Raw genomic sequence first — 24820 nt, forward strand, 5'->3', positions numbered from 1 at the left:
CTATACTCACGGTGGTAAACCTCCCATGTCTAACAGGGTCAAGATTAACACATCTGCCCTAAATTCCTTCGTTCCACCTATCCATGATTGGGTGTCAGTAATGCTACAAAACCGAGTCTTTGCTCTAATGGATAATATGTTGACTGACTACCAGCTCTTTTATCTTGTTAGATTACTATGATTTGGGTACATTCTGTGGTGACGCCTACCAACAGAACTGCTTATTTGCACTTTCTGTTACGCTGCTAAATACTCAACGGGACGATGGATGTCTTTAATTAGCTTTTGCGGGTCGTAGTCTATGCCTTTCGTTAATATTGCATAGAATACCCGAATCAGTTTACAGCTTAAGGCGATTAGCGATTGTTTCTTTTTGAGAGGATTCTTGTTTCTTGTCGTGTAATACTTATGTATCTCTGCAAACTCTGTGTTGTTAGAGACTAGTGGCATCACCGCTTGAAATAGAATTGCCCTCAGTCGCGCTCGCCCCCGTTTGCTGATCGTGGTCTGTCCTTTGTGCTTGCCTGAGCTGCTTTCTCGCAAGGCCAATCCGGCAAGTTTTTGAATCTGCTTCGGAGAATTAAAGCGTCTAATGTCTCCAACCTCAGAGATAAAACCAGCTACTGAAACCAGTCCCACACCTTTAATTTCAAGTAGCTTTGCTACTTCTGGTATTTGACTGCACAAACCATCAATGACCTCTGTGATCGCTTGATATTGTGCTGTTTTATTATGATAGTCTTGGAGTAATAGCTTGATTTCCATTCGGGAACAAAACTCTCCTTCGGTGCAACCAATGCTCTTTTGAGCAGCTTCATACAGGCTCTTAGCCCTTTTCATACCCACTGCCCTCAGTTTGTTGTCCCTCCAAATTTGGTTTATTCCTTCTGCTCCAAGTTTTTCAATATCGCTGGGTAGAGGGGCTTCTTGCAGCACCAGCATGCTACTTGTGGCATCAAATTTAGCAAACACCGTTTCATGCTCGGGAAAGTATATTTTTAGCCACCGCTGGATGCGATTTTTTATGCTATTCATATCCTTTTGTATGCGCATTCTGCAAGCCGTAGCTATTCGCAATTCCGCATAGATCCCTTCCGGAATGTAAGGCTCATTGAATCTGCCCTCGATCACCAGCTTAGCGATTGTTTTAGGATCCTTGGCATCCGTTTTGCTCGGATGATTGTCATCCAGTTCTTTACTACGTTTTACGTGAAATGGATTGACCAGGACTAGCTTAATGCTTTGCTCTTTAAAATATGATGCTAGATTGAACCAGTAATGGCCGGTTGGCTCTGCGCCTACTATTATGGAGTCCTTATGTGTCTGCCTTTTTAGCCGTTCAATCCATGCGTAGCAGTCTTTGAATCCTTCTGCAGTGTTTGCAAACTTGAATACTTTCCCTAGCTCTACTCCTCGCCAGTCGAAAGCTCTGGCATAATGAAGTTCGCTTGCGATGTCCACTCCAATGACAATACTACTTTCTGAAAGTTGATTTAGTTTCTCGTTTTGTGTAAAATTCATCTGGATGACCTCCGGTATTTTTTGATTGGATTCTGTTGGCCAACAGTGTGTCCTCTCAAAGCTTAACGTGAGGTCATCTTTTTTTCAAAGCTCATTTTTTCTTGTTACAGGAATGCTACAAATGCGTCATAACATGTGAACGCTCAAAAGGGATTGTAACTTTATAGGCATACGCGCCCTGTATCCACTTCCAGTTATTCTTATAATCTTGATTATTATTGCAATACGACAGTATGTATTATTAAAGGGCCAGGTGAATAGCCTAGCCCTTAATTTATTAAAACCTTCTGCGGAAGCCAAAAAACGGGAAGAAAAATGGGTTAAAAAATGGAAGACCAAAAAACGGGAAGAATCCAAAACGCCTAAATCCAAACATAAGCTTATTTCCTTTCTTTGATTTAGAAGATTACTCCTAAAGCAATAAGAATCAAAATAGCAACAGCGATTATTCCTACACCTACGCCTGCACCAACCCCAGCACCAACTGGAGCAACTGTGGGGCAACATCCCATGCCATAGCCCATACCGTACATGATATTACCTCCTTCCAGAGTTCTTTGACTTGCTTAGATTAGAAGACGATTCCCATTGCAATAAGCAGAAGAATGATTACAACTACGATTGCAATTCCTTCTAAAAAACGAGGGCGACAAGCTCCATCAACTACTCCAGCACCGAATGCCATTTCAATTCCTCCTTTGCCTTAATGTAGTACATCCTATGCTTTGTCTATATAAATTGCCATAATATGGAAAGCTATAGATTAGCTAGTACAAAGTATTATCAGGGCAAGCTCTTTGTCTTGGTAGGGCAAGGACCTCAAGGGGACTATAACGGCGGACGCGTCATGGGAAAATACCAATCCAATGATAAAGGAAAGACCTGGACCTTTGTTGAACAGGTAGACCCACGTATTCAAACAAATGGATAAAGAGTTCGTGCGAAGAGGATAAATCCAGCTTTAGTGATTCCCATTATTCTTATACGGTCTGGTTTGTAGGATAATGCGAATCAAGTAGATTAAGGCCTATTTTGGTCTTAATTATGTTGTTATTAAATTGTGAATTTGTGGGTAATTTAAAGAAAAAATATAACCATGGATATGAATAAATCTTAAAAATAAGGGGGGTATAAGAGATGAAATATAGAGTGGTGACTAAAATTGGTGATAAGATATCGGCAATCGGATTTGGGTGTATGAGATTAGTAACAACTAATCTTGGTAGAATTGATGAAACTAAAGCAGAAGAGCAGATTAGGTATGCCATCGAACAGGGTGTTAATTATTTTGATACGGCATATTTTTATCATAATGGAGAAAGTGAAAGGTTCCTTGGCAGGGTCTTTAAAGATAGGAATTTAAGAGAAAAAGTTAACATAGCGACTAAACTTCCATCATTGCTCGTTCATAAGAGAGAAGACATGGATAAAATATTGGCAGAACAACTGAAGAAAATGCAGTTGGATGTAATAGACTATTATCTTGTTCATGCTATCATTGACCAAGACCAATGGCATAGATTAAAGACACTCGGTATATTAGAATTTCTTGATGATGCAAAAGAAAAGGGCTATATCAAACATGTTGGATTTTCTGCTCATTGTGATATTCAAACATTTAAAAATGTTGTAGATGATTATGACTGGGATATGTGTCAGATTCAGTACAATTTTCTAGATGAATATAACCAAGCTGGAACCGAAGGTTTAAAATATGCTACAGAAAAGAACCTTGCAGTAGTTGTAATGGAGCCACTTAGAGGTGGCAATCTTTCAAAAAAGGTTCCAAAACAAGTGCAGCAATTATGGGATACGGCGGAAGTAAAGAGAAGTCCAGCAGAATGGGCTTTAAAATGGATATGGAACCATAAGGAAGTTACATGTATTTTATCAGGAATGAATAGAGACGAGCATATTAGGGAGAACATCAATGTCGCAAATACTACTGAACCGAACAGTCTCACCAAAGAGGAAGTTGAATTGGTTGAAAAAGTAAGGGATAAGTATAAAGAGCTAACGAAAGTTCCATGTACCGCATGTGGATACTGTATGCCATGTCCGTCAGGCGTAAATATTCCAGAGTGTTTCAGTAAATATAATGATATATATATGTTTAATAAAATGAGTGCTAGGTTAATGTATACATTAATATTAGGGGGTAATGGTGGTAAGCCAGCAAAGGCATCTGAATGTACTAATTGTGGTAAATGTGAGAAGAGTTGTCCTCAGCATATACAAATCAGGAAAGAACTTAAGAATGTTTCCTCTGAATTCGATGATTTCTTCGGAAAGATATTTAATTGGGTAGTAAAAAAGGTCATGAGGCAAGGTGAGAAATAAAGACGTTTAAACGTGAATTCGTTGTGATAATTATTGTAAAAACCTTATTGGTTCTTAATTCTGCACCTCTGAAGTAGACTTGTTGGTAGGCCTTTTTGGCATATCGGGGCTAAACTCTATTTCCCATTATTCTTATAACGATTAGTAGGATAATGGGAAGTATTATCACTTTCTTAAATGAGATACTTCAACCCAGAGTTGAGTTCTCAAGAATATCAAATATTAAGTTATTGAAACGCTCTTTCCTAAACAATAAAATAGGGGTGTAAAAAGGAGCGTGAAAAGATGAGAGACGATTTAGCTAAAAATATATGTAGATATCGTAAAGAAAAAGGGCTTACCCAAGAGGAGCTAGCTAAAAAACTTGGAGTAACCTTTCAAGCTGTTTCAAAATGGGAAACGGCTCAGAGCCTACCAGATATAGCTTTACTACCAAGATTATCACAAGTATTTGATATTAGTATTGATAAGTTACTGGGTTATGCTTCTTACGATAAGCCAATAACTATTTATGAAGAAGAATATAAAACACCTGAATATTATTGGGGTGTCGAGCCATCAAAAATATGCTTACGGATACTTGAATTATTGCCACCATCTTCGCACCTAAAACTACTCGATGTTGGTTGTGGCGAAGGTAAGGATGCAGTATTTTTTGCGAGAAATGGATATGACGTAACGGCGTTTGACATCTCTGATGCTGGTCTTGAAAAAACAAAAAGACTTGCTGAGCAAGTGGGTGTGCAAGTCAAAACTTTTAAAGCCGATATTTTAGATTTTCGCTTAGATACACATTTCGATGTAATCTTTTCGAGCGGTGTCTTTCACTACATTAAACCTCAATTACGCCAAGATATTTTAAGCAATTACAAACAATTTACCAAGCCTAACGGGTTGCACGTCTTTAATGTATTTGTAAATAAACCATTTATAGCTCAAGCCCCTGAGAAGGAGCCTACTGCTTGTAATTGGACTTCTGGTGAGTTATTTATGTATTATCACGATTGGTTAATCCAAGAATGTTCAGAAGTAATTTTTGACTGTAATTCCTCTGGTATACCTCATCAACATGCAATGAATAAGATTATTGCTCAGAAATATAAATAGGATGGCTTCAGGTCATAACGTTTATTGGCGGAAACTGTAATGTCAGTTTATTTAAAAGCATGAGTATGACTTCTTCTGGCTAATTTCCAATTATTCTTATACGGTCTGGTTTGTAGGATAAGGCGAACCATGCACACGGAGGTAGTGGAATGGACTTATATAAACACAAAGATACCATAGCTGCGGGTCGTTGTCATACCGTTGGTCTGAAATCTGACGGAACGGTGACTGCTGTGGGTGATAATAATTATGGCCAATGTAATGTAAGCGATTGGTGCGATATTGTGGCAGTCACGGCTGGTAATGTTCATATGGCGACGAACACGGGTAATGCTCATACAATCGGACTTAAATCTGACGGTACAGTGGCGGCTGTGGGTTGGAATAAGCATTGCCAATGCGATGTAAACGACTGGCGCGATATTATAGCGGTTGCGGCGGGTTGGCGTCGTACCATTGGGCTTAAATCGGATGGCACGGTGGTGGCTGTGGGTCGAAATAATGAAGGTGAATGCAATGTAAGCAGCTGGCATGATATTATGGCGGTCGCTGCAGGTGACTGGCATACCATCGGTCTTAAATTGGACGGCACGGTGACGGCTGTGGGTAATAATCGGTATCAACAATGCAATGTAAGCGGCTGGCACAATATTGTGGCGCTTGTGGCGGGTTACCTTCATACCGTTGGGCTTAAATCGGACGGCACGGTGGTGGCTGTTGGTCGCAATAAAGAAGGAGAATGCGATGTAAGCGACTGGCGAGGTATTGTTGCGATAACGGTGGGTAGTAGTCATACCATCGGTCTTAAACCTGATGGTACTGTGGTGGCTAAGGGCTGGAATGAGTATGGTCAATGCAATGTAAGTGACTGGTGCGATATTGTAGCAGTTGCGGCGGGTTGCGCTCATACCATCGGTCTTAAATCTGACGGAACGGTGCTTGCAGTGGGTGATAATGATTATGGCCAATGCGATGTAAGCGGTTGGCGTGGCATTCAACTGACCGGCAATATAAAAGTTAAGTAAATGCATTATAGTAGGGTCTGGATAGCGAAACCTTAATTTGTATTGGTACTATACAAACAATGGCTCTAGCCCTTTATCTTCCAGTTACTCTTATTCGCTATAGTGAAATCCAAGAAAATGAACTTCCGCTAATCCATATACCCGTTAGGCTAATAATTGGAAGTTCAGACAAACCTAGTTTAAGTACAAAAAGTAGGATAATGGGAATAATGTACTTCATGAGTTTGTTGCGCTACATGAGAATAATGTACCCTAACTTCAATTACTAATTATGTATATAATCACATAGATAAATTGAAATGTGTTGCTCTATTTAAAATTCGCTAAAAGTATTAGGCTTAAATATATTTTTCTCCATTCCTTCATCCAGCTTCACATAGATAAATTCCTATTTATCTGTACTTCACAACATCCTACTTTTACGACGTATTATGTGAATATAAAAGCTTACCGGACCCTGAGTTGCCAAAAGGCCACGGCGCTGGCTGCAGCAACGTTCAGAGAGTCCACGTTATGGGACATGGGGATGCACGCGGTGTAATCGCAGTCAGCTATCGTGCAGGGCGCCAGTCCATTACCTTCTGAACCCAATACGATAGCAAGCTTTTCTTCTGCCATGAGCTGCGGATCGTCGATGCTGACATCGTTATCATTTAAAGCCATGGCAACGGTCTTAAAGCCTAGCTTGCGCAGACTCTTCATGCCCTGCTGCGGCCACTGCGAGGGCTCGCTGCCAATACGGGCCCATGGCACTTGGAAGATGGTACCCATGCTCACCCTCACCGCACGCCGGCACAGTGGGTCACAGCATGAGGGGGTAAGCAACACGGTATCGATGCCTAGCGCTGCAGCCGAGCGAAAAATGGCACCGACGTTGGTAGAGTCCGCAATACCTTCAAGCACAGCCACTCGACTTGCACCGGCACACGCCTCCTCAACGCTGGGTAGATGAGGACGCCGCATGGCACACAGCACACCGCGGGTCAGCTGAAAGCCAGTCAGCCCTGCTAGCAGGTTGCTATCGGCAGTATAGACGGGGATATCTCCGCAGCGGGTGATTATACCGTGCGCCTGCCCTGCAATGTATTTGCGCTCCATCAAAAGTGAAATAGGCTCGCATCCAGCGTCGAGGGCAAGTCCAATTACCTTGGTACTCTCCGCAATAAAGATGCCCATCTCCGGCTCCAACCGGTTGCGCAGCTGCGTTTCCGTCAGGCGAGCAAAGACATCCAAATTGGGCGATGAAAAATCGCTTATCTCAATGATATTTGACATCTTATCTCCTTATGTTCGAGGTTAGTTGAAACATATCAAACCTTGATTTTTTTGCAACATAAAATCCTTTTTTACCGTAAGTAAGAATTACACCACCATTAATATAGTATAATATTAACTAGACTATATTGCTCATAAGACACATCTTTCTACCACTACGAAATAATATACAAATAATGTTCATTAAATAAATGTTATATTTAATCGAGAACATGTTTTCCGCTTGTTCCATCTTCGTTGATGTAATAACCATCTATTATTTCATTTATTCCACCACAAAATAAACTTTTATTGCACATAATCCTATTAATGCGTCACATTGGTCTGCGTCAATTATACCCCATAATATTATCTAAGTGTATTGTGGCTTGTGATCGAAAAGGGGTCGACTCTTGCCTAGATCCTATGATACTAAGACTTCCCTTAATTCTTATAACGGTAAGTAGGATAATGGGAAGTTTATTAAAATTTATTTAATTAAAGAATCTCGTTCAAGGACGGGATTCTTTAGTTTCAGGTTTAATCTCAATCACAATCATTGCGGTTTCGGAAAATTGCAACGGTTCATTTTGATTGTCTCTTGCGGCCTCTAATATACTCATGTGGAAATAAACTGTTTAAAGAAATACATAATTTACTAAATGAAATACAAACTTAGTTCCTGTAATATAAAGGAGACTAATTTATCCTTAGTTCTATTTTCTTTCGATAAGAGGAGGCTTATCTTGTTTAAAATCAGAAATAGACTTATTGCAACCATAACAATTTCGACCATAATACTAGTTAGTTTATCAGTCAATATTGTCCAAGCATCAACATCAGCTCAACGTATTGCTGGGGTAGATCGGTATGATACATCGATAAAGATTTCCCAGGAAGGTTGGAAAAATGGAACATCACAGAACGTGGTGCTGGCAACAGGTGAAGATTTTCCAGACGCATTATCAGCAGCTCCATTAGCCAAAAAATTAGCAGCTCCAATATTGTTAACCCAAAAAGACACTATATCAAATGAACTTATGACTGAGTTTAAGCGGCTAGGAGTTCAAAATATCTATATCGTAGGTGGAGAAGGGGTAATTTCAAAAACAATTGAAGATCAACTAAATAAGGCAAACTTTAGAATTATTCGTTTAGCAGGAACTGATCGATATGATACTTCACATAACGTAGCAGACTTCATCTTCGCTCAGTCCCAATCGATTCCTGAAGCAGTAGTCGCTACAGGAGAAAATTTTCCTGATGCTTTATCTATCGCCCCGATTGCAGCAAGTAACGGAATGCCCATTCTCTTATCGCCCAAAGATTCTTTGCCCGATAGTATACTATCCTATTTCAAAGAACATCAGGTAACAAAAACCTATGTAATCGGCGGGTCAGGTGTTATTAGCGAAACAATTATGAAGCAATTACCCGGTGCACAAAGATTATCAGGCAACGATAGATATGAAACAAACAATGCAATACTAAAGAATTTCAGTAACGAACTTAATTTCGCTAAGGTCTATGCTGCTACCGGAGAGAACTATCCAGATGCCTTAGCTGGTTCTGCCCTTGCTGCTCTTTCAAATTCACCTCTCATTCTTGCAACTAACAACAAAGCGGGGATTACCAACGAAGAGGATAATAGTAAAATCGGAAGCATACTAATTTTGGGAGGGGAGGGAGTTATCTCGTCCGAAGTTGTTGATATGCTTGTTGCTTTATCGAACAACCAAGTACCTATCCTTGGATCAAATGAGATTGTTTATCCGAAAAATGGGGATACAATAGATTCAGGGAATTTAACGATTAAATGGAGTAGTATACGCGGTTTTACGAATTATCAAGTGAACGTCACTAAAGTTGGAACTGCACTGGGGTGGCACTTTGATACAAGAGAAACAAGTTTAACAGTGGGTCCTCTTGAACCAGATAGTACGTATCAAATTCAGATTACTGCATTTCCGGAGGAAGGTACTCAGATTTGGAATTTGCCAAGTGTTGTAGTTAATACAAAATCGAGTGGTAATAATTTTCTCGCTTCCCCTATTAATAATGAAATCTACCTAAAGGGTTCACCTGTTATAGTAACTTATTCAATTCCTAGTAGTGATAAGATAGATTGGCATTGGTATTCCGAGATACAACTTTCTGGGCCCAGTGGAAACTGGAGCTTTTCAGCTAACTCTGGGTCAAATATTCCTGAATATATGTTAACACCTGGAAAGTATTCTTTACTCGTAATCCTACGGAATAGTGATACTGGAGAAACAGACTATAGTAACAAAATCGGATTTACTATTTCCAATTAGGAAAAAGCCGTCACATTTGTGTGACGGCTTTATAATGCATCCCAATAGAAAAATATATAATAATTTCTGGTTCGCAATATCCTACTATGGTCCATTAAAACGGAATGCTAATTTTGGTTCATACGTTATCTACTTCTTCATTCCCGTGTAGATAAAGACGGCGTCTCTTAAAAATTCGGCGGCGCCGGGTTGTTTCTCATCGTAGTGTGCAGTAAACCTTGGATCATCCACATACATTTGAGCAAGCCCTGCATGGGCTTCTTTGGAATAGCTTTCCCAATAATAACAGAGCCACTGACGGTGGAGATCCGCTGCTTTTTGAGCGAGTTCACCTGCAGGGTCACCCGTTTTAAAGGCAGCATAAAGGGTTTCGAGGACATCTTCAGCTAGTTTTGTGACCTTTTCATATTGCTCTGGGGACATCCCTAACACCTGTTGATTAGATGCATTAACCGTGTTATCACCATATTTCTCACGGATTTCTTGGCCGTACTTAGCTTCGTTGTCCTCTACAAGTTTTTGTTTAAAGCCTTCAAACTTTTCTTTATCGGACATAATAATTCTCCCTTCCGATTGTGCAATGGTTTTGTCAACATTGGCAATTAAGACATCTAATTGCTTCCTTTTTTCAAGAAGCTTCTCACGGTGTTCTACCAGCGCCTTTGTGCTGTCAAAGGAAGGTGCGGTTACGATATTTTTGATGTTGTCTAAATTCACACCCAGCTCTCGATAAAATAGGACCTGTTGTAATCGATTGATTTCAGCTTGGCCATAAATGCGATACCCTGACGAGCTGATTCTTGCCGGTTTGAGAATTCCAATTTCATCATAATACCGTAAGGTACGAGTGCTGATACCTGCTATCTGTGCTAACTTTTGTACTGTGTATTCCATGTGATGACCTCCTGACAAGATGACTATACACCTTCACGCTGCGTCAAGGTAAAGAGGAAAATAATTGCCTAAATAAAATATTCATTTCCATAAGAACAACTAGGACTTATGCCAGTCGGAAGCTTAGCATTGTCCTAGTTTTTACGAGTTGAAATTTAGCTTTCTAATGAGTTTAACGAATTTAGAGTACTTTACTTTGGAATAACCTTGAAGATTCCTCGTTCCCTGTATAAGACCCGTAATGGTGTGAATGATAATGATCGATACTCGTACATCCATTCATAGAATGAACGTGCCCGCCCCCAGGGTAAGGTATACTTGGTCCGGTACAGCCTCTAAAGCAGTGGACATGACCCTGATCGAAGGAAGTTATTCCATCGTAGTAATGAACATGAGAAGGACCCATTGAAACACTAGGCCCAGTTACTCCGCACATCCAGTGAATATGACCGTTAGCACAGGATGTGCGTGCTCCAAAAGAATGAATATGATAGTCAGACGAAACCATTAGATTCACCTCGCCTTCATATTCATAGCTTATGCATATTTAAGTACAAGGGTGAAACTTGGCAGATCTTTTAAATATCGTGAAGGAAGATGGAGTAAATTTGCCGAACTTCTCCTAAAATAATAGAGTATAAAATAAGAAAGAGACTTATTCTTTAGAGGAAGGCGGAAGGAAGAGTTTGAGTCATAAAGATAAGGATTCTCATGAATGGCGGATGGGGTATACCACAGGAAGCTGTGCTGCCGGTGCGGCAAAGGCTGCTTGCCTTCAACTTAAAAATGAACTAAAACAAATAACTGTTGAAATCCCGTTGCCGAGTGGAGAACGCTTAAATCTTCCTCTTAAATGGGTGGAAAAAGAAAGTGTTTGGGGTAATGCTGGGATTATAAAAGATGCTGGGGATGATCCTGATGTAACCCATGGCTTAGAGATTCAAGCTAAAGTACGGGTTCTGTCTAATCAAGGAGAAATTCACATTCGTGGGGGTAAAGGAGTCGGCATTGTTACTAAAAAAGGGCTCCAAGTACCAACTGGCGAAAGTGCGATCAATCCGGTTCCTCAACAGATGATTCGAAAAGCCATCCGTGAGGTATTTCCTGAAGAAGAAATTGAAGTGATTATCGAAGCGCCTGAGGGTGAGCGCATAGCTCAGCATACCTTAAATCCAAGACTAGGTATTGTTGGGGGAATCTCTATTTTAGGAACTACGGGAATTGTTCGGCCTATGTCAGAAGAGGCTTTTAAGAATTCGATTTTACCGGAACTGGATCAAGCGATCGCTTATGGACATCAAACGATCATTTTGACACCGGGTCATTATGGATTTAGGACAGCAACTGAGAAATTAAAAATACCAGCAGAAGCTGTAATTCAGATGAGTAATTTCGTCGGCTTTATTTTGGAGGAAGCTGCTTATCGCAAAATTAAGAATGTGATTTTATTAGGCCATATCGGGAAGCTTTTAAAAGTTGCGGGAGGAATTTTTCATACTCATAACCATGTCGCAGATGCACGAATGGAGATTTTAGTGGCTCATGCTGCACTTCATGGGATCTCTTTGGAGCAGTTAAGGAGTATCGCTGAATTTCCTACAGCAGAAGGAGCGGCAACAGAGCTAATTTCCTTGGGTGAACAAGATCTAATCCATGAAATTGCCGCTTTAGTGAGCCGGCGTGCAATGGAACATGTTCAGGAAAAGGTGAAGGTGGGAACGGTGCTTACTTTATTAGATGGAAGTTTCATTGGATGGGACGATACAGCCCAACAATGGATTCAGTCAAAATGGCAGTGGCCCCACGAATATGAATTTTAATTTTAAGCTTTTTAATCTAATTAAAGGGATTTTGGCAATATCTCTAGAATTATCAGAGACAAGAATGAAATGAATAATTAGAAATCAAGGTTCCTCTTCGGAGGATGAAAAGGGAAGCCGGTGTAATTCCGGCGCGGTCCCGCCACTGTGAAACAAGGAGTTCCTTTCGATATACCCACTGGGAAACTGGGAAGGGGAAGGGAGCATCGACTTGAAGCCAGGAGACCTGCCTTGAGCATTTACTTAACCTACGAGCGATAGGGGATGAGTTTAGTATGCGCAAGCAAATAAACCATGATGAGTCGGTCGAGACTCATCTTTTTTATTTTACATTATGTTAGAATATTCAGATATAGGGAAGAATTTACAACATAGCGGAGGTTGTGGAATGATAAAAGTCATTGGGATCGGACCGGGGAGCAGGGAATGGTTACCGCCTGTAATTGACCAAATTGTTGCATCCTGCGAAGTATTATTTGGAGGAAAGCGTGCACTCGAACTTTTTCCTAATTTCCCGGGTGATTGCATCATTTTGTCTGGAAAATTGAGTGAGACTATCCAAGAAATACGCTTGGCTTTAACTGAAAAGAAGCAAGTGGGTGTTTTGGTGTCAGGAGATCCTGGATTTTATAGCTTTCTTCCAATGTTAAAGCGTGAGTTTCCCAAAACGGAGATTAGCGTTTATCCCGGAATAAGCTCCATGCAGTTTGCCTTTGCACGAGCTGGTTTGCCATGGCAAGAAGCTGAATTACACAGCGTTCATGGTAGGCCACTGAACCGTTTGCCATTAACGTTTCAAAAGCCTTTAGCCATATTAACAGGTGGAGAAAATACCCCTCAGAAAGTTGCTGCCTATTATGATGGATATGGGATAAATTTAAAAATATCATTGGGAAATCTTCTAAGTTATCCAGAAGAGGAATGGGTTACCACTGACGCACAAATGCTGGCACAAGAGAAAAAAACGTATAATCATGCAATCGTCCTTCTCTATCCTCCTTCATTAAAAGAAGGAGACAATCTAGAGAACACTCAAACTTTGGAAAATGCGGGCTTGGGAATTCCTGATGAAGAGTTTATTCGTGGTAAAGTACCTTTAACAAAAGAGGAAATTCGGGTTCAGGTTCTTGCTAAAGCTAAGATTCAGGAGAATGATAAGGTCTTAGATGTGGGAGCAGGGACGGGTAGTTTAAGTATTGAGGCAGCTCAGTTAGCACGGCGAGGATGGGTTTTTGCCGTAGAAGAAGATAATGAAGCTCAAGAACTTATTTTGTTAAATCAAACGAAATTTGGGATTCCCAACTTACAACTCGTCCGGGGTACAGCTCCTCAGGCCTTTGAAAAAGTTCCTCAAGTTGACGTGTGTTTGATTGGAGGAAGTCATGGCCAACTCAAAGAAATTTTAGAAAAGGCGCCACTGCGATCTGGTGGAAGAGTTGTTTTAACGGCAGTTACCCTGGAGACTGTGGGGCGGGGGTTGGAGCTACTCCAACAGCAGGATTTTGAGGAGATTGATGTGATCTCAATTCAGGCAGTCCGCTGGAAGGGGATTAAGGATTTTCATATGGCTCAAGCCATGAATCCTGTCTTTATTTTGAACGCAAGGAAAAGGCAATTAGAGTAAGCAAGCGTATGGCTGAACGTCTCTAAGATATCTCAGCATGTAACAAATGGAAGGAGAGAAATATATGACAATAGAAGGTAAATTTTACGGAATTGGAGTTGGACCAGGCGATCCTCAACTGATCACGGTAAAAGCGGTTGAAGTGCTTAAACAGGTTGACGTTGTTGCTGTGCCAAAATCCCGGATGGATCGGGAGAGTGTGGCCTGGGAGATTGCTAAAGGGCACTGTCCGTCGGATATTCAACTGATGGAATTAGAAATGCCAATGACGTCAGATGAAGCAATTCTCCAGGTAGCTTGGCGAAATGCGGCTACACAAATTTTATATGCTCTGCATTCTGGAAAATCGGTTGCTTTTTTGACTTTAGGGGACCCCTCTTTCTATAGTACATACACCTACCTTTTAAACCTTTTAAAAGAAGAACTGCCTTCAGAGCAAATTGAAACTGTTCCGGGAATCATGGCTATGGCTGCTGCAGCGGCTAAAGTGAATCAGCCGCTAGCTACCGGAGATGAACCGCTTCTTGTTTTGCCAGGGATTGAAGGGGTTGATAAATATCCCGAAATTCCGAATCTGGTGGTAATGAAGGTTTCACGCAATCTGCCAGAGGTCCTGAAGGATCTCCACGAAAGTGGGGGAAAGGCAGTTTTGGCAACTCGAGTAGGACAAGCTGGTGAAGAAATTCGTGAACTCACTGAGCAGGAGGAAGCAGGAAAAGTCGATTATTTAAGTCTTGTGTTGATTAACAGGTCAGTGTGATATCCAGAAAATTTGCATTGGAGGGGATAGTGTGGTTGAGCGTAATAAAGGTCAAGTCATTTTTGTAGGAGCAGGACCTGGTGATCCTGAACTGCTAACGCTTAAAGGCAAGAGAGTTCTTGAAACAGCGGATCGGGTAATCTATGCAGGCTCTCTCGTCAATCCAGTGATTTTGAATTATTGTCGGGAAGGAATTCCGTTATACGATAGTGCAGGCTTAACTTTAGAAGATACCCTGCGCATCATGATTGAAGGAGTAGAGCACGGAGAAACCGTGGTAAGACTTCATACGGGGGATCCGAGTGTTTACGGAGCGATTCAGGAGCAGATGGAACCTCTTGAGCAACGGGGAATTTCTTATTCCGTGATTCCTGGAGTGAGCTCAGTTTTCGCAGCAGCAGCTTCGGTAAAAAGAGAGTTTACGCTTCCTGAAGTCAGTCAGACCGTGATACTCACCCGTTTGGCGGGGCGCACGCCTGTACCCGAAAAAGAAAGCTTAGCAGAGCTTGCTAAACATCAGGCAAGTATGGCGATTTTCCTCAGTGTGCAAGATATGAGCCGTGTGGTTCAGGAATTATTAACAGGCTATGCTCCCGAAACACCTGTTGCAGTAGTTTACCGGGCAAGCTGGGAGGATGAACAAAAAGTTATTGGAACCTTGGCAACGATCGAAGAGAAAGTTAAGCAAGCAGGAATTCGAAAACAGGCTCAAATTTTGGTGGGAGACTTCCTTAATTCTCACCAAGGCTTGAGATCCAAACTCTATGACCCAGAATTCAGCCATGAATACCGGCTTGGTCAGAAGTCATGAAGCTCGGTGAAAACTTGAGGGGTCCAATTGCTGTGATTGTCCTTACGAATCAGGCATGGACTATGGGCGAGAAAATTATGAGGAGTTTTCAGGAATATGAGGTTAGCCCGGAGATGATGGAATTATGGATTCATCAGAAATGCCTAACTTCTAAACCGGATTGCCTTCTAGAAGCTGAAGAGCCCCACACGTTTGAACGACTGGCAGATATTTTACCGGAATTATGGAAGAAATCGGTTTTGCTGATTTTTGTTATGGCAACGGGAATTGTGGTTCGGCAGATTGCGCCTTTAATCCAAAGCAAAGATCGTGATCCAGCAGTCCTTGTCCTGGACGAGAAGGGCCAGTTTGTGATTTCTTTGCTCTCTGGTCATCTTGGAGGGGCTAATGCTTGGGCCAAAGCGCTTGCTGATCAGATTAAGGCGAAACCGGTGATTACGACAGCAACTGATGTTCAGGGCTTGATTGCCCCTGATGAATATGCACGGAGACTGGGATGGGCGGTTAAGCCTGTAAGCGGCTTGAAACATGCTAATCGTTGCCTTTTAGATACAGGATGTCTTAAGGTTTGGTTAGAGATCGGTTTGTCATTAGAGCATACGTTAAAGAAGGATGAACATTATATTTTTGTCGATGAAGATGAAAAAGAGAGTGCTCAGATTTGGGTTACTCCCTTTCATAAATCTCATTCAAACGGTAATCTACCATGGATTACTTTTGTTCCCAAAGCGCTAAGCGTAGGGGTGGGAAGTCGTCGAGGAATTAGTAAAGAAAATGTTTTAGAGGCTATACAGGAATCATTATCTATAATTGGTGCTTCTGAGCAGAGCGTCTCAGGGATATTTAGTATTGATCTTAAACAACAGGAAGCCGGGATAATTGAAGCGGCTTACGAGATGGGCGTTCCGTTTCAAACGTTTTCGGCTACTGAGATTCAGACCCTTGTGGAACAACGGAGATTGTCTCAATCAGAGTTTGTAAAAGAGAAGATTGGAGTGGATGGAGTATGCGAAGCAGCCAGTCTATTGGGGACGAGACATGGAGAATTGATTCTTCCCAAGCAGAAACAAAGCGGAGTCACGGTCGCGATCAGTATGGAAAGATTTTTGTCGTAGGAATCGGACCAGGGAGTTCTGAACATATGACGGTACGTGCCCAAAAAGTCTGGGAGGAAGTCGATACCGTTGCCGGTTATATTACCTACATAAACCTTGTGCGCCCATTAATTGGGGATAAAACTGTTGTATCTACTGGCATGCGTCAGGAAATTGATCGATGCCGGGAAGTTGTGAAATTAGCCCTAGATGGACATTCCGTCGCACTGGTCAGTAGTGGTGATGCGGGGATATACGGGATGGCTGGAATTTTGATTGAATGTTTGCAAGAAGCAGGGTGTTTAGATCTGCCTCTAGAGATAATTCCAGGGGTGACAGCGGCTAATGCTGCGGCTTCCCAATTGGGAGCGCCTTTGATGCATGATTTTGCAGTGATCAGCTTAAGTGACCTACTCACCCCTTTGGAGGTCATTCTTAAGCGGGCTCGCTTGGCGGCTGAAGGCGATTTTGTGCTAGCCATCTATAACCCCAAAAGTAAGGGGCGGCAAGGCCAGATTGAAGAGATTCGCAAACTCCTTTTGGAGATTCGCTCACCTGAGACTCCCGTGGGGATCGTTCGCGAGGCATTGCGGGGAGAGTTACCCCAAGTCACGATTTCTACTTTAGAGGAGTTTACACGTTTGCCGATTGATATGCTGACTACGGTGATCATTGGAAGCTCCCAAACGCGGGTAATCGGTTCCTATATGGTCACTCCGCGAGGGTATATTCTATGAACCTCCTCGTTCTTGCCGGGACAGAGGATGGTCGGGGCTTGGCAAGCGAGCTCGAGTCTCGTGGTCATCAGGTTTGGGTTTCAACGCTTACGGAATATGGGGCAGAGATTGCAGAATCCCAAGGTTTACAGACACGCTTTGGGGCCTTGGATGAAGAAGAACTTTTTAGTCTTTTAAAGCAAAATTTAATTATGGCCTTGATTGATGCAACCCATCCTTATGCAGAGAAGATGCATGAGCTTGCGCAGAAGGTGTGCGAGCAAGCCGGAATTCCTTATCTCCGGTGGGAGAGGCCAAGAATCCATACAGGTGATTCCCCACTTATTCATTGGGCTGATGGCTTAGAGGAAGCAGGTAAGTTAGCTTCCCGCCTAGGGCGCCGAATTTTCTTAAGTACAGGAAGCAAGAATTTAAAAGATTGGCTTCAAGTCCCAGGATTTATAGAGCAAGAAATCTTCATTCGAGTCTTGCCGAGCAGTGAAGTGTTACTCCATTGTGAGGCTCTCGGGTTTAAACCGTACCAGATTATTGCTGCCCAGGGACCGTATACGCAACGCTTTAATGAAGCGCTTTGGGAGCAGCTTAAAATTGAGGTCGTCATTACCAAGGAAAGCGGGCAGGTTGGAGGAACGGAAGAGAAAATCAAGGCCTGTCTTGAATTAGAAATTCCCATTATTGTTTTAAAACGCCCTCAAAGGGAGGGACCCGGACGTGTAGAAACAATCAATGAATTTTTGAAAAGGGTGGAGGAGCTTAAATGACAACAGAAATTATCCTTCTCGGGCATGGAAGCCGTCGGAAGGAAGCAAATGATAGTTTAATAGAAGTTGCTAAGAAAGTCGAAGATATTTTGGGCCATGAGGTTACTCCAGCGTTTATGGGAAATTGGGAACCGAGATTGCCTGAAGCGGTTAAAGCGAAAGTGGAGGCGGGAGCTCAAAAAATTATTATTATGCCTTTATTCCTTTTTCGAGGTATGCATGTCACTGTAGATATTCGTAATGAAGTTCAAGAAATTCAGGAGACACACCCGGAAGTAGAGATTGTTTTTACGCCTGAGTTGGGTGCAGATGACTCAATTGCCATCTTAGCGAGTTCGAGAATTAAGGAGGCCTTAAGGGTATGAACAATTTCTTAACCGATCCAGCTCAAATTGAACGCGATAGTATGTCCTTTATCCATCAGAATCTGCAACGGGTATGGAACGCGCAAGAGCTTAAGGTCGTTGAGCGGTTGATTCATACGAGCGGAGATTTGGGATTGGAGCCGGTAATAGCAATTCATAAACGTGCTATAGAGGAAGGACTCCACGCTTTAAAACAGGGAGCTTCTGTAATTACGGATGTGGAAATGGTACGCGCAGGGATCGCCAAAAAAGCGTTAGCCCAACTCGGAGGGACCGCGGAATGCTTTTTGGGAGATCTTCGTATTCCGGAGAAAGCGGCTGAATGGGGGCTTACTCGGACGATGACGGCGCTCCGATTGAACAAAGAGCGTTTAAAGGGATCTATTGTCGCTGTGGGTAATGCGCCAACGGCTTTGATTGAAGTGTTAGAGCTTGCTCGAAACCCAGAGTATCGCCCAGCCCTGATTGTGGGGATTCCTGTCGGGTTTGTAGGAGCGAAGGAATCGAAGGATCTGCTTTGGCAGAAACAAGAGTATCCCTCGATTACGGTTTTAGGAACTCGTGGAGGAAGTCCAATGGCAGCAACGGTCATCAATGCGTTGATTTACCTTGCCATTGGTAGGACACTATAATTTAGCGCTCTTGGGCTGGCAACGCTTTTTCCCATCCATGAAGGCGTTTGCACTTTTCAGAAAAGCTTCGAAGCGAGTTGCGATTACAGTAAGCGAGGACTAATAGCGAGTAGTCACCAAGCTTGGGCGGAACTGCTCCTGCAACTTCCATCCAGCAGTTATGTCCTTAGCTTGGTCTACGAGCGCCCGTCCGAACGTCTGTAACGTAACTCTGCATTCAAAAATCAAAGATAAAACCTACTGATATTCTTGGAGGTGATTATAAGTGAGCAATAAAGCAGCACGCCTAATGGTCCAAGGAACATCTTCTAATGTGGGTAAAAGCGTTTTAGCCGCGGCTTTCTGTCGGATTTTTTATCAGGAAGGGTATAAGGTTTGCCCGTTTAAAGCTCAGAACATGGCTCTCAACTCTTTTATCACGACTTCCGGAGGAGAAATGGGCAGAGCTCAGGTTGTTCAAGCACAGGCCGCCGGGGTAGAACCTGAGGTGCGAATGAATCCGATTCTGCTCAAACCGACAGGCCATACAGGTTCTCAGATTGTGATTATGGGAAAGGCCCAGGGGACGATGTCTGCGCGTGATTACCATGGAGAATATCAGAGACAGACTTGGCCTATCGTACAAGAGGCTTTACATGTTTTGCTTGAGGAAAACGAAGTTGTTATCATCGAAGGTGCGGGAAGTCCAGCAGAAGTTAATCTTAAACAAAACGATATTGTCAATATGAGGGTTGCTCTTGAGGGGCAAGTTCCGGTACTCCTTGTCGCAGATATTGATCGAGGAGGGGCCCTCGCTTCCGTCGTAGGTACCTTGGAATTAGTAGAACCGGAAGAACGAGCAATGGTTCGCGGAATTATTTTGAACAAGTTCCGTGGGGATATAGCACTTCTCCAGCCAGCCCTTGACTTTTTAGAAGAAAAGACGGGGATCCCTGTGGTCGGAGTCGTTCCCTATTTTGATCACTTCAGGATCCCTGAAGAAGATTCAGTGGTGCTTGAGGAAAGGGGAATGGATTCCACACTCTTCCCTCAGAATTGTTTAGATATTGCGGTTATTCGTTTGCCGTATCTTTCAAATTTTACAGATTTTGATCCCTTAATGGACGAACCTGATGTGACGCTCCGGTATGTGAAAAATATAGAAGAATGGGGCAATCCTGATCTGGTCATTGTTCCGGGGAGTAAAAATACGTTAGCAGATCTTCGTTTCCTTTGGGAGAGTGGGTTAGGGGAAAAGCTCCAAGCTTATTGGAAAGAAGAATCTCCTCTGATCGGGATTTGTGGAGGGTATCAAATGTTAGGGCGGGTTGTCCGAGATCCACTGCATACTGAATCAGATCTTGAAGAAATTAAAGGGTTGGGAATTTTACCCATAGAGACGGAGTTTGCTTTGGAGAAGCATACTGTGCAAAGCAGAGGAACTGTGATCGCTGACGCTCTCTTTCTGCAAAAATGTAAGGGGGAAGCGATTCAAGGCTACGAAATTCATATGGGACGTTCCTCTTCAGAAGGTGCTCCCCTGTTCGAGATTCAGGGGCAAGATACACTATATGGGGATGGAGTTCAGGCTGGAAGTGCTTTAGGTACCTATTTACATGGGCTTTTCGATAATGATGCTTTACGGACAGCCCTTATTGAGTGGCTTTGGGAAAGACGTGGGGAAAAACGCGCTTTAACACGTTCTCCTTCTCAAGCGGCAATTCGGGAACAAGCCTTTAATGAGCTTGCCGAGCTCGTTCGTAATAGTGTTGACTTGAAAAAAATTCGGAAGATCATGGGACTTGAAAGTGAGTGGTCTATGTGATCACGATAACTTCTTGGGCTTTTCTGTCGGGATTTTTATTGGATCAAATTATAGGAGATCCTCGGGGATGGCCTCATCCTGTTGTAGGGATGGGAAAGGTTATTTCCTGGGTCGAGAAGAAACTAAATTGTGGAACGCGTCAGTCTCGGAAACTGAACGGGGCCCTGCTTACGCTTTTCCTCGTGAGTGGCAGCTTTATCATTACCGCGGCAATTATCGCCGGGGCAACCTGGATTCATCCTTGGCTAGGAAAGATGTTGGAAATTTTATTTTTAAGTTCAACTCTTGCGGGAAAGTCTTTATTAGAGGCTGGAAAAACCGTTTTGAAGCCCTTACAGCACGGAAATCTTCTGGAGGCTCGGGAGAAGTTAGGCTGGTTTGTCAGCCGGGATACGAGTAATCTATCTGAGGCCGAAATTGCTCGTGGGACGGTAGAGACGTTAGCGGAGAATTTCGTAGATGGGATTCTGTCGCCGCTTTTTTATATGGTCATTGGCGGAGCTCCTCTCGCGATGGCCTTTAAGGCAGTCAGCACCTTGGATTCGATGATCGGTTACAAGAATGAACGCTATCTGGATTTTGGCTGGTTTGCTGCGCGTACGGATGATTGGGCGAATTACATTCCAGCCCGATTGGCGGTTATTCTTCTCCTTTTGGCGGGAGGGTTGAAAAAGCTACCCGTTTTGCACGCTTATCAAATCTGGAGACGGGATGCAAAAGCTCATCCGAGTCCGAACGGGGGGAATCCAGAAAGTGTAGTTGCAGGTTTGCTGGGAGTTCGTCTAGGGGGAATCAATGTTTATTATGGCGAAACCCATCATCGAGCGGAAATGGGGGACCCTGTACATGTGCTGACTTGGAGAGATATTATGGCGTGCGAGCAGCTTATTCATTTGGCAACGTGGTTATCTTTTTGCGTTTTACTTGCAGTATTTATCGTGTTCAACGCATTAGGAGTTAAAGTTATTTGAATTCTCGCGGAGAGGAGGGGTGGAATATGAATATTCCTCGTGTAGTGATTGCTGGAACGCATAGCGGAGTGGGTAAGACGACGCTTGCGACGGGAATAATGTCTGTCTTGACTCAGCGAAGACGACCTATACAAGGCTATAAAATTGGACCGGATTATATTGATCCCTCTTTTCATGCTTTAGCAACAGGACGCCCCTCGAGAAATCTTGATCGTTGGCTGCTCGGAGAACACCTCGCTTCTGTTTTTGCTAGAACTGCATCAGATCAGTGGGCTGTTATTGAAGGCGTAATGGGACTTTTTGATGGGATATCGGGAACACCTGGCGTTGGCAGTACAGCCGATATAGCAAAACAACTGAAGGCTCCCGTTATCCTCGTTGTTGATGCGATCAACATGTCTCGTAGTGTTGCAGCTCTGGTTCATGGCTTTTGTACCTTTGATCCAGAGGTGAAAATTCAAGGGGTTATTTTGAATCGGGTTAAATCCAAGGCTCAGGAAACCTTGTTAAGAGAAGCATTGGCTGAGCTAGAAATTCCTGTCCTAGGGGCAATCCCGAAAGAAGAGTCTTTAAAGTTGCCTGAAAGACATTTAGGCTTAGTCCCCTCTCAGGAGCGAAAATTCCAAGACTCTTTTTGGAAAGATCTTAGTCAAGTGATCACAACGTATATTGATTTAGAGAAACTTGAGCAGATCATGCTGAAGGCGGAGGATTTCACTGAACCTGTGCCTGAGCTTTTAATTGATTTAGCTGCAGCAAAACAATATCTTGGGGCAGAAATAAAGAGTTCTCGGCCTAGGTTGGGGATTGCCAGAGATGAAGCTTTCACGTTTTATTATGAAGATGCCTTAGAACAGATTGAAGAGCTGGGTTTTATTCTCGTGCCATTCAGCCCTTTACACGATTCAGTTCTGCCCGAGGATTTAGATGGGATTTTCCTAGGCGGGGGGTTTCCGGAACTGCATCTCGAAGAGTTAAGCCAAAATCATTCTTTCTTGCATTCTCTTGCTAAGTTTTCGCAAACAGGCAAAGGAATCTATGCAGAATGTGGCGGCTATATGTACCTTGGTCAAGCGATTACCGACTTCGAAGGCCGACGCTTTACGATGGCTTCTTTAATTCCTATGGAAGCTGAGATGATGCCCCGATTGCAAGGTATGGGTTATCGAGCAGGGGTTATGACCTGCGATAATTTCTTGGGTCCAAAGGGGACAACCCTTCATGGACATGAATTCCATTATTCGCGGGTTCAATTTAAGGAGATGGTGGAGGAAGAAGAGCATTCTGCCTTGCAGTTATTTAAAGCAGGACAATTTGTTCGGCTGGAAGGTTATACTTGCAAAAATATCTTTGGCTCCTATCTCCATTTAAACTTTGCAGGTCATCCTGAACTCTTGAAGCATTGGACGAACTGGATTCTAGAAAAAGGAGACGAACAATGATTCAGGTGTATACAGGAGATGGAAAAGGCAAGACAACTTCTGCTTTGGGAACAGCGATAACAGCCTATTCAACAGGCACAAAAGTTCTTATTGTTCAATTCCTCAAAGGAAGCACCTACATGGGGGAACTTTATAGTTTAAACAGGCTGGGAATCCCAATCATTCAATTCGGGTTGGGGTGTAGGTGGTCAAGTATGATTCGCACAGGCCTCAGACATTGCACAGGGTGTGGAGAATGTTTTCGACAGAATCGCGATCCTAAGCTAGCACTTCCTCTTGTGAACGAGGGACTATCTTTTTTGGAGGAGCAAGTGCACACTTCACAATATGGGATGATTATTTTAGATGAAGTAAGTCATGCGTTGAACCGTGGCTTTGTCCCTACGGATAGGCTTTTAAGCATACTTCATTCCGCCCCTTCGATCGATTGGGTTTTAACAGGTCGGAATTTCCCTAAGGCGTGGTTAGAAGAGGTTGATGAATGGTGGGAGTTAAAAGCAGTAAAACATCCCTTTCAGGAAGGTATTCAGAGCCGGAGGGGGATTGAATATTAATGAGTGCATATTATGGTTGGGCCCGTTGCCCGGGTACTTGTGGAGAGTGGATTCAGGGAGCAAAAAATGGAACGCCTTTTTTAATCGATTGCCCTGTTAATCGCTATGTTGAGGTTGAAACACGTGCTGTTAAGCATCAGGAACGAGTAGATTCAGGCGAAGGTTCGGAAGATGGTCCTGAGTATATCGCTTTTGAAACCAGGGGAAGAAGCCCCTGGCAACTTTCAGACCAAAAAACAAAAACGGAAAAAGCGTTAACCCTTTTGGCGAAGCAATTTGACTTTGAATGCAGGGGAAAGGTGAATTTCCACTCGGAGCTTCCGGTTGGCAAAGGAATGGCAAGTTCCACTGCTGACCTTTCTGCAGTGATGGCTGCGGTACTTACTTCTCTTAAAACTCCTTGGAAACCTGAAGATATTGCCCATATTGCATTAGCAATTGAACCTTCTGATCCAGTGATGTTTCCCGGTGTTACGGAATTCGCCCATCAGGATGGGAAATATATACGGGAACTGGGACCTAATGTTCCGGCACTGCTGCTCGTTCTCGATGGGGGTGGAACGCTGGATACGCAGAGGTTTAATGCGCGTTCTGATCTAAATGGTCACTATCGAAAGTATGAATCTTTGATCCAAAAAGCGTTAGCCATTTTTTATGAAGGGATAGCTCATGGTGATTTAGAAAAAATGGCTTATGCGAGTACGATCAGCGCTCAGTGCAATCAAGAGATCAATCCAAAGCCTTATGATGATGAATTTACTCACTTTGTTCAAAGTATAGGGGGATTAGGAATGATATCAGCACACAGTGGAACGATACTTGCGGGCGTCTTTCCCCCCGAAATATCGCCAGTTAAAAAAGCAGAGATCCTAGAAAACACTCGCTTTCGATTTAATCCAGTTCATCTTGAATGGATGGAAACGTGTGATGGTGGAATTCAAAGCGCAGCACTTGAGGAAAAATTGAATAATTTAGGTTGATGTTTGAAA

The 24820-nt window shown here is 42.9% G+C and carries 24 protein-coding genes and 1 riboswitch; of the genes, 19 read left to right on the plus strand and 5 right to left on the minus strand.

Features of this window, described 5'->3' with window-relative positions; translation table 11 throughout:
• Positions 1-237: 237 nt before the first annotated feature.
• Both DESME_RS03635 and DESME_RS16360 read right to left on the minus strand, forming a co-directional pair.
• Entirely contained in the window at positions 238-1521 is a 1284-nt protein-coding gene (locus DESME_RS03635) for an IS110 family RNA-guided transposase (RefSeq protein ID WP_006715219.1), read from the minus strand.
• Positions 1522-1919: 398 nt separating this feature from the next.
• Entirely contained in the window at positions 1920-2054 is a 135-nt protein-coding gene (locus DESME_RS16360) for a hypothetical protein (protein WP_006715218.1), read from the minus strand.
• A 215-nt stretch (positions 2055-2269) separates the two neighbouring features.
• Between DESME_RS16360 and DESME_RS03645 the strand changes: the two genes are divergently transcribed.
• The 4 genes from DESME_RS03645 (at position 2270) to DESME_RS03660 (ending at position 5993) form a co-directional block, all read left to right on the plus strand.
• Positions 2270-2452: a hypothetical protein gene (locus DESME_RS03645; RefSeq protein WP_025248640.1), complete on the plus strand. Its 183-nt coding sequence runs from the start codon at positions 2270-2272 to the stop codon at positions 2450-2452.
• A 206-nt stretch (positions 2453-2658) separates the two neighbouring features.
• Positions 2659-3861 (plus strand): aldo/keto reductase, encoded by a 1203-nt coding sequence (locus tag DESME_RS03650; RefSeq protein ID WP_006715216.1) that lies wholly within the window; start codon positions 2659-2661, stop codon positions 3859-3861.
• 285 nt (positions 3862-4146) lie between these two features.
• Positions 4147-4968: a methyltransferase domain-containing protein gene (locus DESME_RS03655; RefSeq protein ID WP_006715215.1), complete on the plus strand. Its 822-nt coding sequence runs from the start codon at positions 4147-4149 to the stop codon at positions 4966-4968.
• 149 nt (positions 4969-5117) lie between these two features.
• Positions 5118-5993, plus strand: a complete 876-nt coding sequence (locus tag DESME_RS03660) for an RCC1 domain-containing protein (RefSeq protein WP_006715214.1) — start codon at positions 5118-5120, stop codon at positions 5991-5993.
• A 447-nt stretch (positions 5994-6440) separates the two neighbouring features.
• On the opposite strand, the gene DESME_RS03665 is transcribed toward DESME_RS03660, so the two are convergent.
• A complete protein-coding gene (locus tag DESME_RS03665; RefSeq protein ID WP_006715213.1) occupies positions 6441-7268 on the minus strand; it encodes a TrmH family RNA methyltransferase in 828 nt (275 codons plus the stop codon).
• 725 nt (positions 7269-7993) lie between these two features.
• Here DESME_RS03665 and DESME_RS15310 point away from each other — a divergent pair.
• Positions 7994-9562, plus strand: a complete 1569-nt coding sequence (locus DESME_RS15310; RefSeq protein WP_006715212.1) for a cell wall-binding repeat-containing protein — start codon at positions 7994-7996, stop codon at positions 9560-9562.
• Positions 9563-9691: 129 nt separating this feature from the next.
• Here the strand turns inward: DESME_RS15310 and DESME_RS03675 are convergent, their stop codons facing one another.
• Together DESME_RS03675 and DESME_RS15565 are read right to left on the minus strand one after the other, a co-directional pair.
• On the minus strand, positions 9692-10456 hold the full coding sequence (locus DESME_RS03675; RefSeq protein ID WP_006715211.1) for a MerR family transcriptional regulator: 765 nt from the start codon (positions 10454-10456) through the stop codon (positions 9692-9694).
• A 181-nt stretch (positions 10457-10637) separates the two neighbouring features.
• On the minus strand, positions 10638-10964 hold the full coding sequence (locus DESME_RS15565) for a YmaF family protein (protein ID WP_006715210.1): 327 nt from the start codon (positions 10962-10964) through the stop codon (positions 10638-10640).
• A gap of 214 nt (positions 10965-11178) precedes the next feature.
• On the opposite strand from DESME_RS15565, the gene cbiD reads away from it, so the two are divergent.
• The 14 genes from cbiD (at position 11179) to DESME_RS03745 (ending at position 24811) form a co-directional block, all read left to right on the plus strand.
• A complete protein-coding gene (cbiD, locus tag DESME_RS03680; RefSeq protein ID WP_041484068.1) occupies positions 11179-12276 on the plus strand; it encodes a cobalt-precorrin-5B (C(1))-methyltransferase CbiD in 1098 nt (365 codons plus the stop codon).
• Between the two features lie 70 nt (positions 12277-12346).
• A riboswitch (cobalamin riboswitch) is annotated at positions 12347-12524 on the plus strand.
• 140 nt (positions 12525-12664) lie between these two features.
• Complete coding sequence (locus DESME_RS03685) at positions 12665-13900, plus strand: bifunctional cobalt-precorrin-7 (C(5))-methyltransferase/cobalt-precorrin-6B (C(15))-methyltransferase (RefSeq protein ID WP_006715208.1); 1236 nt, start codon at positions 12665-12667, stop codon at positions 13898-13900.
• A gap of 64 nt (positions 13901-13964) precedes the next feature.
• Positions 13965-14660, plus strand: coding sequence for a precorrin-2 C(20)-methyltransferase (gene cobI, locus DESME_RS03690; RefSeq protein ID WP_006715207.1), 696 nt, complete (start codon positions 13965-13967; stop codon positions 14658-14660).
• A gap of 31 nt (positions 14661-14691) precedes the next feature.
• Entirely contained in the window at positions 14692-15471 is a 780-nt protein-coding gene (gene cobM, locus DESME_RS03695; RefSeq protein ID WP_006715206.1) for a precorrin-4 C(11)-methyltransferase, read from the plus strand.
• Positions 15468-16586 (plus strand): cobalt-precorrin 5A hydrolase, encoded by a 1119-nt coding sequence (locus DESME_RS03700; RefSeq protein ID WP_006715205.1) that lies wholly within the window; start codon positions 15468-15470, stop codon positions 16584-16586. Before cobM ends, DESME_RS03700 begins: the two co-directional genes overlap by 4 nt.
• A 26-nt stretch (positions 16587-16612) precedes the next feature.
• Positions 16613-17302, plus strand: coding sequence for a precorrin-3B C(17)-methyltransferase (gene cobJ / locus DESME_RS03705; RefSeq protein WP_006715204.1), 690 nt, complete (start codon positions 16613-16615; stop codon positions 17300-17302).
• The gene (cobK, locus tag DESME_RS03710) at positions 17299-18063 is read left to right on the plus strand and encodes a precorrin-6A reductase (protein ID WP_006715203.1); all 765 of its coding nucleotides are present in this window, start codon (positions 17299-17301) and stop codon (positions 18061-18063) included. Before cobJ ends, cobK begins: the two co-directional genes overlap by 4 nt.
• Positions 18060-18428, plus strand: a complete 369-nt coding sequence (locus DESME_RS03715; protein ID WP_006715202.1) for a sirohydrochlorin chelatase — start codon at positions 18060-18062, stop codon at positions 18426-18428. The genes cobK and DESME_RS03715 overlap by 4 nt, the downstream gene beginning before the upstream one ends.
• A complete protein-coding gene (locus tag DESME_RS03720; protein ID WP_006715201.1) occupies positions 18425-19060 on the plus strand; it encodes a precorrin-8X methylmutase in 636 nt (211 codons plus the stop codon). The genes DESME_RS03715 and DESME_RS03720 overlap by 4 nt, the downstream gene beginning before the upstream one ends.
• 289 nt (positions 19061-19349) lie before the next feature.
• Positions 19350-20864 (plus strand): cobyric acid synthase, encoded by a 1515-nt coding sequence (locus DESME_RS03725; RefSeq protein ID WP_084553210.1) that lies wholly within the window; start codon positions 19350-19352, stop codon positions 20862-20864.
• Complete coding sequence (gene cbiB / locus DESME_RS03730) at positions 20861-21835, plus strand: adenosylcobinamide-phosphate synthase CbiB (RefSeq protein ID WP_006715199.1); 975 nt, start codon at positions 20861-20863, stop codon at positions 21833-21835. Before DESME_RS03725 ends, cbiB begins: the two co-directional genes overlap by 4 nt.
• A gap of 26 nt (positions 21836-21861) precedes the next feature.
• On the plus strand, positions 21862-23277 hold the full coding sequence (locus tag DESME_RS03735; protein ID WP_006715198.1) for a cobyrinic acid a,c-diamide synthase CobB: 1416 nt from the start codon (positions 21862-21864) through the stop codon (positions 23275-23277).
• Positions 23274-23831: a cob(I)yrinic acid a,c-diamide adenosyltransferase gene (locus tag DESME_RS03740; protein WP_006715197.1), complete on the plus strand. Its 558-nt coding sequence runs from the start codon at positions 23274-23276 to the stop codon at positions 23829-23831. The genes DESME_RS03735 and DESME_RS03740 overlap by 4 nt, the downstream gene beginning before the upstream one ends.
• The gene (locus DESME_RS03745) at positions 23831-24811 is read left to right on the plus strand and encodes a GHMP family kinase ATP-binding protein (RefSeq protein WP_006715196.1); all 981 of its coding nucleotides are present in this window, start codon (positions 23831-23833) and stop codon (positions 24809-24811) included. Before DESME_RS03740 ends, DESME_RS03745 begins: the two co-directional genes overlap by 1 nt.
• Positions 24812-24820 lie beyond the last annotated feature (9 nt).

It is taken from the genome of Desulfitobacterium metallireducens DSM 15288 (assembly GCF_000231405.2).
GTDB classification, from domain to species: domain Bacteria; phylum Bacillota; class Desulfitobacteriia; order Desulfitobacteriales; family Desulfitobacteriaceae; genus Desulfitobacterium_A; species Desulfitobacterium_A metallireducens.